The organism is Vibrio sp. FF266 (assembly GCF_041439695.1).
Classification (GTDB): Bacteria; Pseudomonadota; Gammaproteobacteria; order Enterobacterales; family Vibrionaceae; genus Vibrio; species Vibrio tasmaniensis_A.
Genome location: NZ_JBGOOO010000007.1, coordinates 1 through 15385, shown reverse-complemented (window position 1 = coordinate 15385; position 15385 = coordinate 1). Strand labels below are relative to the sequence as shown.

Annotated in this window: 11 protein-coding genes; 2 read left to right on the top strand and 9 right to left on the bottom strand. The window is 42.2% G+C overall.

Annotated features, from left to right (window positions below; translation table 11 throughout):
* Nucleotides 1–22: 22 nt before the first annotated feature.
* From pglX to ACED59_RS07640, 6 genes are all read right to left on the bottom strand, one after another.
* Nucleotides 23–3751 carry a BREX-1 system adenine-specific DNA-methyltransferase PglX gene (pglX, locus tag ACED59_RS07665; protein WP_371704867.1) on the bottom strand — a complete coding sequence of 1243 codons (3729 nt, stop codon included), beginning with the start codon at nucleotides 3749–3751 and terminating at the stop codon, nucleotides 23–25.
* Between the two features lie 84 nt (nucleotides 3752–3835).
* On the bottom strand, nucleotides 3836–7525 hold the full coding sequence (gene brxC, locus ACED59_RS07660; protein ID WP_371704866.1) for a BREX system P-loop protein BrxC: 3690 nt from the start codon (nucleotides 7523–7525) through the stop codon (nucleotides 3836–3838).
* Nucleotides 7526–7567: 42 nt separating this feature from the next.
* Nucleotides 7568–8155, bottom strand: coding sequence for a DUF1788 domain-containing protein (locus tag ACED59_RS07655; protein WP_371704865.1), 588 nt, complete (start codon nucleotides 8153–8155; stop codon nucleotides 7568–7570).
* On the bottom strand, nucleotides 8155–8751 hold the full coding sequence (locus ACED59_RS07650) for a DUF1819 family protein (protein ID WP_371704864.1): 597 nt from the start codon (nucleotides 8749–8751) through the stop codon (nucleotides 8155–8157). The genes ACED59_RS07655 and ACED59_RS07650 overlap by 1 nt, the downstream gene beginning before the upstream one ends.
* On the bottom strand, nucleotides 8738–9646 hold the full coding sequence (locus ACED59_RS07645) for a YafY family protein (RefSeq protein ID WP_215796799.1): 909 nt from the start codon (nucleotides 9644–9646) through the stop codon (nucleotides 8738–8740). The genes ACED59_RS07650 and ACED59_RS07645 overlap by 14 nt, the downstream gene beginning before the upstream one ends.
* A gap of 291 nt (nucleotides 9647–9937) precedes the next feature.
* Complete coding sequence (locus tag ACED59_RS07640; RefSeq protein ID WP_371704863.1) at nucleotides 9938–10405, bottom strand: hypothetical protein; 468 nt, start codon at nucleotides 10403–10405, stop codon at nucleotides 9938–9940.
* Nucleotides 10406–10600: 195 nt separating this feature from the next.
* Between ACED59_RS07640 and ACED59_RS07635 the strand changes: the two genes are divergently transcribed.
* Both ACED59_RS07635 and ACED59_RS07630 read left to right on the top strand, forming a co-directional pair.
* Complete coding sequence (locus tag ACED59_RS07635) at nucleotides 10601–10852, top strand: hypothetical protein (RefSeq protein ID WP_371704862.1); 252 nt, start codon at nucleotides 10601–10603, stop codon at nucleotides 10850–10852.
* Nucleotides 10853–11132: 280 nt separating this feature from the next.
* Nucleotides 11133–11729 carry a type IV toxin-antitoxin system AbiEi family antitoxin domain-containing protein gene (locus tag ACED59_RS07630; protein ID WP_371704861.1) on the top strand — a complete coding sequence of 199 codons (597 nt, stop codon included), beginning with the start codon at nucleotides 11133–11135 and terminating at the stop codon, nucleotides 11727–11729.
* A gap of 78 nt (nucleotides 11730–11807) precedes the next feature.
* Here the strand turns inward: ACED59_RS07630 and ACED59_RS07625 are convergent, their stop codons facing one another.
* From ACED59_RS07625 to ACED59_RS07615, 3 genes are all read right to left on the bottom strand, one after another.
* Entirely contained in the window at nucleotides 11808–12644 is an 837-nt protein-coding gene (locus ACED59_RS07625; RefSeq protein WP_272236731.1) for a hypothetical protein, read from the bottom strand.
* Nucleotides 12645–13055: 411 nt separating this feature from the next.
* A complete protein-coding gene (locus tag ACED59_RS07620) occupies nucleotides 13056–14618 on the bottom strand; it encodes a relaxase/mobilization nuclease domain-containing protein (protein ID WP_371704860.1) in 1563 nt (520 codons plus the stop codon).
* Nucleotides 14618–15094: a hypothetical protein gene (locus ACED59_RS07615; RefSeq protein WP_371704859.1), complete on the bottom strand. Its 477-nt coding sequence runs from the start codon at nucleotides 15092–15094 to the stop codon at nucleotides 14618–14620. Before ACED59_RS07615 ends, ACED59_RS07620 begins: the two co-directional genes overlap by 1 nt.
* Nucleotides 15095–15385: the final 291 nt, after the last annotated feature.

Genomic DNA, 15385 nt, shown 5'->3' with positions numbered 1-15385 from the left:
TAGATTTAGCCTGCTTTATCAGTTACTTAATTGTTTCTGGTTTTTTGCCATGAATGGCTTTGACATCAGCAAGTAGATTACCAAACTTGCCATAATTGACCTTAACACCGTCATCTAAGTCGATGCTGATCTTCATCTCAGCCAAGTGCTTCAGCTCTTCATCGAAGGCACGTAATTCAGATTGCTTCTTCTCAATAGACTTCAGCTCTTTGTCGATACGACGTTGTTCTGCTCCACTCGCGTTAGCTCTGCTCTCTTCAAGCACGGAATACTGAGACTCCATTCTACCCATTAGAGGAGTGACATACTCGGTACGCATACGGGCTAGTGTGCTTTCGTTGTAGCGATGCAGGTAAACCAGACATTCAAATGCTTTTTCTTTACCAGAACTAAACAGCCAGTAGATAGGACGCTTCTTGTATGTCTTTAGATGATCCTTGTAGAACTGCGAAGAGAAATAGCGACGAATGGTATCCATTGTCCGTTCGTTCTTCTTCGGTTTGATTGCATCCAAGCACAGGCTTTCAGCAATAAAATCTAGGTTCTCTTGTAGGTGCTCCTCACCCCAGACCGTTTTTACGAAATCACGGAAGCGGCTGGTGGCATCGTCTTCAAATAACCATTCTTCAGAGGCCAATGGAATGATTCCATCGTCATCAGCAGGGAATGTCTTGTATGCGCCATCAGATACAAGTTCCTTGAAGCCTTGGTTACCAGCATGAGCGTAGATTAAGCCTTCACGGTCAAGGGAGTAGCGACCCATAGCTAAGCCAATTGAGTAGCTTAGAGTAGACACAATTTGTTCACCTAGTAGGCGATTCGTTTTGTCATATTCAGAGGTGCCATCTTGAAATTTGTATATAGGATTAATATTTAGTGTAATCTGTTGCAATGGAACATCAGATGTAAGCTCACCCTCAAGCCCATATAATTTTATCAAATGCTGATTGTTTTGCTGTTCTAAAGTAATGACTTCCTCTATTAAGGTTTTATTTTGTTTAGCTTGATGCTCAATGGCTACTTCTATACTAGAGAGGTCAGTATCACAAGAAGTACGTACAATCGGATTGTTTTGGAAATCCCATGAAGTTTCGTAAGAATCCCAGTCTTGCTTATGAATATCAATTAACCGTTTGGTATTACCTGCTACTGAAGCACTATCAATATACGGAAGCCGTCCTACTGGGCCTTCATGGAAGTCGAGAGTTGGTGAAGTTGCAAGTAGAAAGTGATTTACCAATTTGGAATTTGCATAACCTAAGACATTCAACAGTGTTGCATGGTTTATCGGGAAGCACATAGCCCCCTTCGTTTCAAACATATGAGTTGAAGGTGAATATCTCATAGATAAAGATGATGAAGACAGGGCTGACCAAGTGAGGCCTTCCTTAAAGTAATATTGAGTGTTTTGAGGTCGAGATCTCAATTTTCCACTACTATCCTTAAAGTTCTTTATTTCGTCGCCGTCATTTTCCCAATTTGCTACAAAAAAGTTGTTCCCATACCATTTTCTAAATGTTCCTCCTTTGTTACAAGGATACCACTTAGCATCATCTATATGGTCATATGCTCCGAATTTATCTAATGAGACTTCATGCCAAATGCGTAAAAAACGATCATTATCACCAGTTGCTAGGCCTTGTTTTGTTGGTGCTATTGATTTTAACGAGTCTTCTTCAAAGAAAGCTCTTCGAAGGTTATCCGAGACCCAATAAGCTATTGGGCTAGATGGGATCTTCTGGAAATCATCTGGCTTTGCTTCGAAAAACCAGCCACAATCACGGTTATTGATAGCCTCAAGAGTTTTTGGGGCCTGATTCAAGTGACCTTTGAAATCGGAAAGTCGAATGTATGAGCCTTGGTAATTCGATATGTGTGATTTAGTAATAGTAAAAGTGCATACAGGAATACAAGCTGGTTCAAAAGCATTGTATTCTAGCTGAGTCAGGCTACTGAGGGTGTTTTGTGTGATTATTTGCCCTCTCAATTTCTCATAAGAGCTGATAAACATCCAAACATAGGGAGTTACCATTCCTATTTCTGCCTTGTTGTTACCGAATGACAGGCAACGTTCTATGTAAATGGCAAATAAGTCTGATTTGGAATTTGGGTAATGCTTCTTTGCGAAGTCTTTTAGTGCTGAGTTCATGCCCTTTGAACCCATATAAGGTGGGTTAGCCACACAAATATCATACTTTGCCGCTAGAATTATCGCTTGATTAACAATAGGTAACACTGCTTCACAAGCAGCACGAACTGTTGGGTTGTAGTCCTGTGCTTTGCCTTTAAGTAGAAGCTCGAAGTTATTCAGTGTGTTAGCGTACTTACTGTCAATCTCAATTAAAGAACCAAGGTTCTTACCATCAATAAACTGCACTTTTAGGTATCGAAGCAGTTCTAAGTATTGCTTATTTTCGGTTGATGGTTCTGCTAGCTCTAGCTGTGGCTCTGCAAACAGGTCATCCATAGACCCTGCTTGTTTTTTACCATCCAGATCAAGCTCAGCCCAAAGCTTGTTGATATCTAGGTGTTCTGTTGACTGGATAGAGTAAATGTTCAGCTTGATGTCGTTGTCTTCAATACGACTGAAGATACGGCGGTCATCTTCACGCGCTTTCATTAGCACCGCGAATGCAGCCATCTGTGCAGCACGATCATCGATATCCAAACCATAGATATTGTTGGTTAGGATCAGCTTTGGAATCTCTTTGATGCTGTAACCACTTTCAAGATAGATTTCGCGCAGCACTTCATACACTTCCACTAAGATGTGACCGCTTCCGACTGCTGGATCAAGCACTTTGATTTTTTCAGGATCAATGCTGTCTGGGGTAATCGCCTTGAGCTGCTCTACAACATCGCTACTTTGCTCCGCAGGAGTGATGTAATACTCCATTTTGTCTTTGAGCTCAGAATTAGGGTAGGTTGCCAACCATTGACGGCCAAGAGAGTTTTGTACCAGATATTTAACAATCCAGTTTGGTGTGAATAGCTGAGTCGCCGCAGGGATGTCTTCTTGTTTTACTACTTTGCCGATGACCGCATCTTTGTGCTCAGAAATATAGAACTGGTAAAGCCAACCGATAACTTCAATTTGTCCCTTGTCTTCATCAAAGTCTCTCCAGTTGTCTTCTGGAAGATCGTTGACAAGGTCTTTTAGTATTGAGTCTGTTTTAGTCAGGTTATCGGGTAGCAATAGCTCTGTCGCATCATCCAGTTTCTCAAACATAAAAGGCATAATACGGCTTAGCTGATGGCATTGGCCTAGTAGAAGTTCACGGAATAGCTCTTCTTCTTTATCGCCAGCCAGTACCATCTGAACAATCTCTGATTTGTTCAGATCTAGGTCTTCGGCTACATCCGCTGCATGAGCTAAAATTTCAAAACCTTCACCAAATTGGGCGTTCTCACCTTTACTTAAAACACGGAAGCCATGATCAAGGTATTCGTTGATTTCCATGTAGCGGATTGCAGTAAATCGGTTAAACCATGTGAATGCCATCTCATTGATAAATTGGTTATAACCTTCTTTGCCGCCACCAAGTGCTTCAATCCTTTTTACCAATTGTTGGCGCTGTTGGCCTTGTCGGCGGGTAAAAATACGCCCCTCAATAAGGGTGTCTGTACCTTGTGTTGAAGCTTCACTAATGCGGTCTTCGTAAATACCTAGCACAGCCGCACGTTTTCTAACTGCATCCATAAAGGCCAAACGGGCTTTAGGTGCATAAGCTTTGAGTTTGTTCGTGTTCATAAGAGACTCATTTATTTTGTTTTAAGGCTTGATTGCGTTGTATCAAGCCTTGTCTATTCGTTGATTTATCAGCGCTACGTTGGCTTACTTAATGCGCACCTTATGGTCGCTTTCAACCAGTGAGACAAGCTTCTCACGTAAGATTTTCAGGTAACTATCCACATCTTCAACCGTCTCCATGTACGTAGAATCTGAGAACTCCTTGTACACCTCCATTGCATTGATAGCCTGAGTTGGTTTCGCTTTTGGCGTTGTAGGAGCCTTCTCTCTTACTTGCTCTGGAGTTGCGGTAGTAGAACCTGAACCCATAGCGTAAGCACCTTGAGTTGATGAAGTTGAACTTGATGCTTGAGGCTCTTTTTCTTTGTTTTCTTGGTTTTTTTTCGCAATAGCTTGCTGTTGGCGAATAAAGTTATTAACCGCCGTCTCTGCATCTGTAAACCAATCATCAGCTTCTGATAGCTCGTGCCTGATTAGAGAAATGCTATTCTCGTTTTGTACTCGTTTGATAGCGTTCTGGAATGGCAAAAGTGCTTTGTTGCTGATGTCATCAGGAGCCCCTGCATTGCTAATCAGCTCTTGTACTTCTGTAATTCGGTGTTCCAGTTTTTTCACCGTGTGTGAGCGCTGTTTTTCAACAAGCTGATTATTGATTGATGCTAGCTTTTCAATCAGAGGTTTAATTTTACTTACTTCACGATATGGGCGTGGGTTATGAAATATCGCTGTTAACTTATCTAAGGCTGTTTTTGCCTCTTCACCTTTTTCAAGGAAAGATCTGTTCGCAGAAAAAGTAATGTGAATCGCACGATCAAGACTTTGCCACATGCCGAACTGAGTTTCGTAGAAGTTTTCTAGTGACTCATACTCTTCTTCAAAATCAAGTAGGTCATTGCCTTTGGCAATAAATGTATCGATAAACTGGAAGCTTGTTTTAAGCTCAGTCAGCTCTGAGAGTAACAGTATTCCATCATCAATTTGCTCAACCCCTGGGTAAGAGCCTGTAGAGGATTTAGACTTAAACTCTTTTAGCTTTTCTAGCCACTGGTCAAGCTTTTCAGTTGCAGCATTGAAGAGTTCTTTTTCCGCTGAAGGTGCAGTACCAAAGCTCAAGTCCTTAAACAGCTTTTTCGCTTTCTTGAGGTTGGCTTCTGATTGTTGCTTAATGCGTCGAATACGTAGGTTTGCACGCTTCTGCGACTTGCTTAAATGTTCGTACAAGCTTTTTAGAGGGACTTCCTGTTGGTTAGCTTGGAAGACGAGTTTATTGGCTAGCCCCAAGCGAGCAAGAATCAGGATAATTTCATCGGTGTTCCAGCCATATGGGCGCTTCGCGAATTTTTTGATGAGGTCTGCTGCTGTTACTGGGTAGCCATGATCATCACTCAGTGCGACGTGCTGCTCAATCTCCATGACTGCCAGAGGGTTAGCCTCTTCTCCACCAAGATCCAAACCGATTTGAGCTGTATCACCTGCAACAAGAGTCTGTTGGATTTCATTGATGATATTTCCTGGGAATGGTTTGATAAGTTTCAACTTACCAAATGTGTTTTCGATGATGTAGCGGTATGCACCTTCAAGCATGACTGAAATGGAGCTACCTTTAGCGTCAAATGTTGAACCTAGAGTATAGAAATCAGACTGCTTGAACAGTTCTTCGAGCTCTAGAACTAAACGTTTACGGCGATTCATGTTTTCATTTGCCTTGTCACGTCTAATTTGTTCTTGCTCTGAGCCTGATGTACTGCTGCTCTTTCGGATGAACTTTTCTGTCTTGATGTAGGTGCGGAGCTCATCAAAAATGCGTTGGTTATCACTTAACTTTATGAGTATGCAGTCTGCGGAATAGTTCGCGCACGTCGCATCATTGTAGTCATCGTAACTGTTATCGATAGGCGAAACGACTTTAAGCAGTACATCGCTTTCGAGATTACGATCAAACGGTACGCCATTACAAAAACGAGCGACTGGGAAGTCCTGCTTGTTTTCTGGGTAACGGTATGTGTTGTTACGACGAAGAATTTCATTGAAGATGATATTGCTCAGCTCAGTAGTTTCATCTGATGGCTCGATATCAGTCTTCTTGATTGCCTCTTCGATCTCTTTTTCTTCATTGGTCAGGAAAATGTACTCATCGCCCTGACGTGCAATTAAGTTGTTGCGCTCCAGTACCTCAAGACTTGCTTCAATATCTAAGCGAAGAGCTCGTTTATCTTGGTCAATCTCATTGATACAGAGTGTTACTAGGTTATCGATGGTGGACTTAACTTCATCGACGTAACGGATCATAAAGAGTGTTTGAAGAACTTGGACAGAGAAATTGTTAATTGTAGATTTATCTGATGCGTGGTTGATATCGCGAACCACAGCGTCATCAAGGAACTTCTTGATTGAGTTATAGAAGCTGTAAATTGGGATCAGACGTCCCACTGCATCATTAGCATAAATTTTGGAAGCGATTTGGAAAGCATCAATCAAAGAACGCTCACCACGACTCATGTGTTGACCTGATGCACCCGCACGGCTGATACCCGTAAATATCTTTTGAACGAGATTGAACTGATATGGGACGAATGGGTAGTTGTTTACAAAGTCGTCAGTGCTTTTGTAGTTTGCCATTTCAGCGGAGTTGCTTTGTTCAAAGCTAAGTTGACTTCGAATGATGTCACCTTTTTCTTCATAGAGAGCTGAAAGGTTTGCTTTCGCGACTTCTTTTTTGTCTAGCAGACGCTTCTCAATAACTTCATTGGTGTTTGAACTGGAGAGAGAAATACGTTCGAAACGGCCTTGGATTTTAGAGAAATCCTGGCTCTTTGAGCCTTGCATACCACCTACAATAGCATCAATATCCGCTTGGGATGTGACAATAACCCATGCTCGACCACCACAAATCGTTCCTAGGTTTTCAGTAATAGTTTGAAGTTTAAGCATCATTTGAGTGTTTTTACCGATGAACTGACCAATTTCATCGACGAAGAAAAGTAGGCGACGATCTGGATTACCGTCTAAGTACTCTTTCACCCATTTACAGAAGTTCGCAATATCAAGCGGGAAGTTATCTTCAATTTTTTCCACCCATTGACGGGTTGCATCAATAGATTGCCCTGTTACTGTGGAGAGAGCTTCTGCGATATCATCACGATAGAAGTCATAGGAGTCACGTTGTAAAAGCCAGCTTTCACCAGAGATGGATTCAAATGCTTCTTTGAAGGCTTCATACTGACCACGAGAATCAAGGTCGCGCTCTAAGTGCGCAATGTGAGCGTGGTCGCCTGAATAGCCCATCTCTTCGTTGAATACTTTTAAGAACACTTTCAGGATCGCATCTTCTTTGTCATCGGTATCTGCGCGGCTGTCGATGTTAAACAAGATAACTTTGTTGTCTTTTTGAATGGCTTTTTCGATGTCACCTACAAGGAAAGCATCCTCTTTAAGCTTCTCTGAGAAGAAATCAAACGCAGAGCGAGTACCACCGCCGTTTGTTGCTTCAACGTTTTTGAGTAGGTACGAAAGGATCTTGATAAAGTGTGATTTACCACTGCCGAAGAAGCCTGAAACCCAAATGCCAGATTTACCAGTAGCAGCCGCTTGTTCAGGATTATGGACAGACGGCATATAGAACTTAAAGAAGTTTTCGATGTGCTCTTTCAGCTCATTAGTAACGACATACTCATCCAACTCGATGAAGACTGTTTCGTTTTCTGTTTGGTCTGCTTTTACAACGCCGTTGATCTGGCGGTTGATGTCTTTCTCAAAGATTTGTTCTAAGTTCATTTTTCTCTAACCAACAAGTTCAAATTATTATTTAGTAAGTTACTAAGGAACCAGCTTAAATGCTCGGTAGTAGTTATTGGATTCGATGCGACCAAACGGCTTTAGTGCGGCCCCGTCATACTCTCCAGGGTAAAACATTACGGTTGGGACATTATCAACTTTTGCGTGTAGTGCGTTTAGCAGACCATGCCCTCTGATAATTGGCCAGACACTGCCCAAGCCATGAAGAATGATTGCATTGCATTCCTCAATATTTGCTCGCTCAACAATAAACTCAGCGAAACGATTTTGTTCTAAAGGGCCTTTTAAGGCTTTGAATAATGCATCGTCGCCTTTTTCAAGCTGCATCTTGTATGCGCGGTCAAGTAAGTTGCGAGACTTGAGTAGCTCAACCACCATCTCGAACAGGTTGATATGTGCAAATCGCTTGGCAGTGATTTGACTACGAGTAGCTAGTTTCATCTCTAAATAGTTAAGGTGCTCTCGTACCGTTATTTCATGTTCAGCAGGATAATCAAAGATATAAAAGCCGATTTCGCCACCAAGCTCTTTATTTGTCAGAAACTCGTCACTCTCAAGTTTCTTTTGAACTTTGTCTAAACGTTGCTGTAGCTGTTGTAGTGTCTGCATTATGGCTCCATTGCTCTGAGGATATCGTCTCGTTGCATATCTGATAACAACTCTCTGACATCAGGAGAAACATAAACGTTCATGAGTTTTTTGTTTTTAGTCGAGTCGATATAGCCCGCATCAGCTATTACCTTAAAAGCTACTTGGGCGATCTTGTAAGTGGACGCCTCAGACATATCAGCGAGCACTGGATATAGTCTGGTGCGCTCCTCCCAAAAATGAGCCCAATCATCAACGTTTAGTGATTCGCGGTACATGCGTTTTGCATCTGTGACAACAATGCGCATGAAATCTGCTAGAAGCGGAGAGTTGATGAGAGTAGCTGCAAACATCAGTTGAGTTGCTTCTTCAGCGCCACTGTATGCGAGTTTTTGCAGGTACTCATCGTTTAAACCATCAAGTCGCTTTCTCACAGTGGATGCATTACGCTTTGCCGACGCAGCGGATGGTTTCTGTAAAATGTTATCTACAGCAATCGCTTCATTCCACTCATCAGGAGTGGGATTTTTTAGCAATAGATCTGCAATGATTTGGCTTTCGCGGATCATGAGGCTACCGCCAATGAGATCGCCAAGGTAGCGTTTATGATCTGACATGGTTGTTTCCTGTGATGTTCTGAGGAGTGTAGTGCTCGTAACCAGCCGCTAGCTGAAGATTATCTACACCATATAACGTGGGACTATTTCGGAGCCACAACTGATGCTCGGGGGATTCAAGACTAGCTTGACTTGAGCAATCGACGTTTAGCTTTCGTAGTAAGTAGCCAGCTACCGCAGCCCTTACCTCAAGATGTAATACCCCTTCAGTCATGTTGTAATCCAGCTCAATAGCCTTTGGATACTTAATGTTTGAAGGGTGGGGAACTAGCTCCAGCGGTACGATACGAAGCCATTGGTTGTCGGCCATTTTTTCCTGATGGCTTTCTACCTTTGTATCACTAAATTTCGCATTAGTTATTCGTGTAATCACAAAGTCCCGAAACTCATTCGATTTAGTATCAAAAGCTCGGATATGCCAGCGTAAGCCGTTATCCACAATGGTATGCGGCATGATTTCTCTAGAGCTCTCACCACTTTCTAATGAGATATAGTCGATTTTAACTGCTCGCTGATTGATAGCAGCTTGAGTCAATGTCGCGATGGTATATATATCTGGAACAGATAGCTGACTAGGAGCTTCAAAAGGGAATTTAAAATCGGTAAGAGCTTCTAGGCTATCACTTAAGTGGTGGGTCAGCTTCATCAATGCTTTTTGAGCATCATAATCAAACAACGGTTTGAATGAATCCGTCTGGAAGTACCGCTTTTCTGCATTGTCATAAACGAGGTTGCTGCCCGCCAACTCCTTGTAGAGGTTGATATCGCGAGTTGCATTAGATAGCCCCATTTTGAAGTGCTCAACGACTTCTGAACGCGAGAAGTGTCCAACAAACATCAATCTAAAGTCGATGTAGGCGAGCCTTTGCTTTTGAGCGTAGCTGAGATTGTCCATTGTCTTACTACCGTTTTTTATTTGAGAGAAGTATGAACCATTTTGGGTTTTACTTCAAATCAATAGTACTGATAAGCAGCACAAAACCTGAATGGGATGTCTAGAGGAAAACTTAGCCACTGGCTCACGTGTATCTTTCCGTGAAATAACTTTTAGGTCATGGGAAGTGGCAGAGCGAAAACTCATATGAGTTAGAACATAGAGTAGTGATGTAAGATGGAGTGAAAGCCTTAAGTGTAAGCCAATCTGCCAGATGACTGGCAGATTGAATACTATCGGTTGAAGCGGAGTTTACGTAGAGTGCTCAGAAAAATAGTCAGCAGTACGAATGTATTCTCTGATCTGCTTGTGAACACATGCGATTTCTTCAATAGCATCCTGCATTTCTTTTATCTTTAGAGCTTCCGAAACGCATATTAACTTAGTTATTGTAGTGCTTAACTTTTTGTTTTCTCTTCGTTTTGTAGATACTGATCGACGAGTTTGTTTGACAATGTCGTACCTAACGTATGAATCGAATCTGGCCCCTTCCATCGCGTAGCTTTGGATGTAATTGTTGAGGCGAGATATTAGCAAGAGTTTGTCTTCAGAGTTCTTTAGTTCTAACAACCTCTCTAGCGATAAATCATGTCTGTTAATCACCTGTCGTTCTCGTTCAAGTAGTTCAGTTTTATTCTGTTGTGTTAGGTGTTTGAAGAACTGACGCTTCTCATCCATTCCTGCTCGTTTCCAATTTATTCCCATTGTTCCACTGTCCATCGCAATGACTCCTTTTGTATTCATGTTTATAAATTAATAAATTAAATATATTTAAATTGTAGTTTTGTTGAATTCAATTTTATCTCACTGCATATGAAGATCAATGATTCATTTGAAGCTGTATATAAAGTTTTATAGGTAATAATATAAGTTATAATAATTCAAATATATTACTTGAAAGGCAAGGCGTCAGCTTTGGTCGGTGTGCAGGCTAACTGGGTTCACAAAGGCCATATCCATGACGTACAGCCCTCTGATTCCCAAGTTGATGTTGACAGCGGATGGAGCTACGAGGTGTCGCTAATTGATAGCAACGACGCTGTTGTAGCTACAAGCACTGTAGTGAGTAATCAGGTGACGTTTGCTGATGCGTTGAGCCTTAACGGACTGAAAATAAAGGTTATTACACATGGTGCGGCGGGCGAGTCAGAGCCTGTTGTTATTTAGTATTCCCACGGAAAAGTGTGATTGTTTGGCAATTATTCACGGGAAAAAGTGTAGCAGTCGCCAAACTTTCCCACGGAAAAGTGTAGTAGTCCATGAACTTTCCCACGGAAAAGTGTAGTAGTTGGTGAACTTTCCCACTGAAAAGTGCGGTACTTGAAATTATTCCCACTGAAAAGTGCGGTGTTTTAAATTATTCCCATGCTGAAATTGCCAGATTGGGGTTGAAGAGTGATGCGTTTTGCTTGACTATATTGATAATGTCAGACGAAGAGTATCAATAGTGAATCCACTACACCTGGAAAAGCTAAAAGAGCTATGCATATTTACCACCTCAGATGCAGCAAAATTTGGCATAACGCGTGCAGCTCTTTCTCGCGCCGTAAAAAAGGGTCTCATAGAAAAGCTACAAAGAGGGCTTTACGGGTACGTTGGACGAGAAGAATCGGAGATGCAGTCGTTTGCTGAAGTTGGAGCTAGAGCTAAAAATGGTGTTATTTGCCTTCTGTCAGCTCTTAGATACCATAATCTTACTACCCAAGCCCCTTTTCAGATATGGCTATGCATTAAAAAAGGCGATAGGGCACCAAACATTAAATACCCAAGCATTCGAATCATTCGCAGTCGAGAGGTTGAAGATTTCGGGGTTATATCTACACGAATTGACGGCGTTCCTGTACTCGTTACAGACATTGAGCGAACAATAGTTGATTGCTTTAAGTTCCGCAACAAAATCGGTATTGACGTTGCCATTGAAGCACTTACAGAAGCAAAGCGAGCCAACAAACTGAATCAGGAGAGACTTTGGGAGTATGCCAAACGCTCTAGAATGACAAATGTAATGATGCCGTACTTGGAAGCGTTAAGCCTTAAGCTTTGACAAAAAAGAGGGCCGATGGCCCTCTCTGTTTGTTTTCAATTCTGTGCCGCCTGCGGCGAAGGGGGCGAGTTATTGTTGCTACTTCTTCCTTCTTTCTTTCTCCTGTTCGTAAGCATCGCGACATTTAGATGAGGAGCTTTTCGATATCGGATCAAGCAGATCTTCATCGCAGTTTGCGAATCGTGCAGCTCTTATTTGGTCGAGCTCGGCCTTCTTCTGCGCTTTGGTTTTTTCTCCACCTTCTCTGTTTTTGCGACTTATGATGTCGTACTTTTTATCAACAGCTTCAGCGATTTCGTCGTTTTGATACTTCTCGATATTGAAGCCTTTTGATTCGTACCCCATATTCGCAAGAATAGACTCAAGTCTAGCTGCTGCTTGCTGTATGTCTTGCGCCTCATCTGCCTTGAGCTCCACTCCCTTCATTTCCAGACCTTCAATCTCACCCAGCCATTCGCATAACTCATGAATTGGCTTTGCGCTGTTGTAAATCATGCTGCCGTCTTTATGCTTAAACTTTTCTCTGCGATCATCGAACTTTTGCGCTGCTAGTTGGTTGTGCAAAACAGCAAGCTCGCAAAGCGGTTTCATCTTTTCGAAGTAGTCGGATTTAAGGTGCATTAGCTCAGGGAGAAAGTGTTCAGTTGCGAACCGCTCAATCACTTCTTTTTTGCTAGCTGGAACCTTGATTAGCTCGTGAAGTGGAATCTTAATGATTGAGTTGCTTTTGCCTCCATTGACCGTCGCTCTTACATGCAGAGTCGTCTTTTTGCTTTTCTTGGCAGATAGCTCTTCGATTGTGGCAATAGAAGGAAATACCCTGTCGTAAGTAATCCTAGCTACAGCTTCTTCTTTCTTATTTTCAGATGCTTCGATTTTTTGTTTTGCAGCCAAGATGCGTTCTTCAATATTCATGGTGTTCACCGTTTATTATTATTATTAATTAGTGTATATGTATATATTTACATGTATTCGAAAATACGTCAATAAAATATTTGACAATCTGACAAAATAATATTGGGTGATATTCTATTTTACTCGAAAATAATGTTTAAGAATTTTTGAATATTGGAAAAATTGGCGGATAATTATGTTTGGTTGATTAAATTTAATTATTGATTATAGATTGAGAGTTCAAATATATATGAAAATTAATTAATGTCAGGCTGGGAAAATAAAATAGCATGTTTTTTGAAATATCAAATATAGTAGCTAATATTATTTATGCAAATAGAAGAGTGGCTTGAGGTTCATTATACTTTATTTTAAATCAATAGCTTATGATGGGTTGATGGCAAAAGAAAAGCCACCCGTAGGTGGCTGAAGTTAGAGGGAAGGAGAGTAGTCGAGGGTATGGGTGAGCGTTTTGGCAGGGGAAGTACTGTCTGACTTTTTGGGTTTTTCAGGTATGTTTTTGGGAAGGGTGATGACCTCGTGTTGAGACTCAGTGATGACTTCGTTGTTAAGGTTAATGCCGTGAAGCTGAACGTAGCCCTCATCAGGGCTTAGTGCGTGCATCAATTCGCCGCTGTCGTACATCTCTTTTGTCTTCACTGGGTCGGCCTCATTCCTTCCAAAAAACTCCCAAATCATCTCTATTAAGCATTCAGCGAACTTTCTGTTAATCATTGCCTCATACTCAGATTTGGTCATCTTTCCAAGCCTCTTGAGAGCAGTCATCTTGATGCGCTGGCTTACGCAGTATCTTCCATCCCTCCTGTGGACTTTGTAATTTTTTCGGTTAGGCTTTCGCATTCGCTTGGCAAAGAACTGCTCGTCCATCATCGCTTGAACATCGAACGCGACTTGAGCGAGAAGCCTGATGTCTTTGATCTTGGTAAATGCAATAACATCCGCCTCAAGTCTATCTCGCATCCTCGCCTCGCGCTCTGAGAGTTGTCTTGCAGCGTTCAATTCGTTTGTTGTGACCTTGGTTAGGCGTTGTTGAATTCCATTGAATCCAAATTTTCCCTTTAGTGTGGACGCGCTCGCAATAAAGTTTTGACCGTCTTTGGTTTTAATGCGGTAAGACATGCCAGTTACTCGAAGAGGGGGCTTTTGCGCAAATCGAAGCTGAACACCGACGCCTGACTCTCGCAGGGCTAGCATCCATTCGGTTAAGCTGGGCTTGTACTTTTCATCAAAAAGCTGAGCGTGAATAGCGTTTAGGCGGTGCGTGATCTCATTGACATGAGGTTTGCGCTTGTCTGCTTTTTGCTCGTTGTCTTCTTCGTATATGTAGCTGCCATCAGGTTGCTTGACTGGTTTGAGGAAGTCACCTGGAGAGGCTAGCCGAGTGAGGTTAAAGTCTTTTTCGATTTGTCGCACAAGGGGAAATGCTCGTTCGTGTTCTTTCCAGTCAGGAACCACTTTATGGGTGAGAGTGTTGATGCGACTTATTACAATGTGCACGTGAGGATTGCCTTTCTTTTTGTGCCGAAAGGCGATCCATTTGCAGTTCTTGTAGCCAAGCCCCTTCATGAAGAACTCCACGGCCTTGGCCCAGTCACTCTTACTCATATCTTCGCCTTCGGGATTCGAAAGAATGAGATGCTTCATTGGGCGAGAGCATCGCTTGTTTTTGCTGTTGGCCTCAATCATTTCATCGATGACATCGCTCCAATTCTCGACCATTGCATTTTCAGTAAATACCATGTCATCAGCAGATTCGAGTTCGTTTGATGTGATGTATTCGCTGACACAATCATCCTTACTGTTTGCAGCGTATAGTAGTAACTGCTCTGCTGTGAGATCTGAATCATCAGCGACTTCCAAGGGAACAAGGGCTTCCATTTTGCCCTTGCTAGTATTAGTTACGTATCGCATTGCTTGGACGAGGTCTGCTGCGGTTTGAATTTCAGCTTTGCACTCTGCTTCTTTAAAAATCATTAGTGCATCCTCCCCTCAATCCCTTCTTTGACTGTATCTAGGTCTTTAAGGGAGAGATTGTTGATAGCAAGCGCAATAATGGTTTCATTGCCAATATCGTCTAAAATCTCTGCTCTTAACTGCCTCACTTCCTTCCTAAGCTCAATACTGCGCTGGGTAAGTAGTTTGACTGAGCCTTCGTCCATAACCTCCTTGTATGTGTGAAGGTGGCGCATAAGCTGGTTTAGGTTGGAGAAGTAGCTGCGGGATGATACAAGGAAGCGCTTTGATGGCATCGATACAATCGCCTTGGGGTGGGCGGTCTTTAGAATGCAGTGTCGAATGTAGTCAGATGTCCTTTCGTGTCCAGCTTCCTCTGCCATTCTGTCTACCCACTCTTTGGTGGCTTTATTAACCTTGCAGCGCAAGTCTTGATCCATTTTGTCTTCTGGAGCTTTTTTGGGAGCTCCACCTTTATTCTTTTTATTAGTACCCATAGTGTTTACCTATTTTATAATTATTATTTTGAGGTCAGCATTTTCTGCTGTTTATTTTAATTATTGTTTGTAAATATTCTTAAAGTGCCATTGGTGGCACAGCGACTGTCATTGACGGCACTGAAAGTGCCATTCACGGCACTAAGGGTGCCCGTGGCTCCTGAGCGAAGCGAAACCAGCGCAAATTGCGAAGCGAATTTGTAAGAGCCTGCGGAGCACAAGCAGTTGGCTAGGGCGGCTTTGTTGCGTAATTAAATTTAAAGATAGAACTACCCCGTTTCGCGTATTTCT

Bases quoted from the DNA above. Each gene is read 5' to 3' on its own strand.
- pglX (WP_371704867.1), bottom strand. From the start codon at position 3,751: ATGAACACGAACAAACTCAAAGCTTATGCACCTAAAGCCCGTTTGGCC.
- brxC (WP_371704866.1), bottom strand. From the start codon at position 7,525: ATGAACTTAGAACAAATCTTTGAGAAAGACATCAACCGCCAGATCAAC.
- ACED59_RS07655 (WP_371704865.1), bottom strand. From the start codon at position 8,155: ATGCAGACACTACAACAGCTACAGCAACGTTTAGACAAAGTTCAAAAG.
- ACED59_RS07650 (WP_371704864.1), bottom strand. From the start codon at position 8,751: ATGTCAGATCATAAACGCTACCTTGGCGATCTCATTGGCGGTAGCCTC.
- ACED59_RS07645 (WP_215796799.1), bottom strand. From the start codon at position 9,646: ATGGACAATCTCAGCTACGCTCAAAAGCAAAGGCTCGCCTACATCGAC.
- ACED59_RS07640 (WP_371704863.1), bottom strand. From the start codon at position 10,405: ATGGACAGTGGAACAATGGGAATAAATTGGAAACGAGCAGGAATGGAT.
- ACED59_RS07625 (WP_272236731.1), bottom strand. From the start codon at position 12,644: ATGAATATTGAAGAACGCATCTTGGCTGCAAAACAAAAAATCGAAGCA.
- ACED59_RS07620 (WP_371704860.1), bottom strand. From the start codon at position 14,618: ATGATTTTTAAAGAAGCAGAGTGCAAAGCTGAAATTCAAACCGCAGCA.
- ACED59_RS07615 (WP_371704859.1), bottom strand. From the start codon at position 15,094: ATGGGTACTAATAAAAAGAATAAAGGTGGAGCTCCCAAAAAAGCTCCA.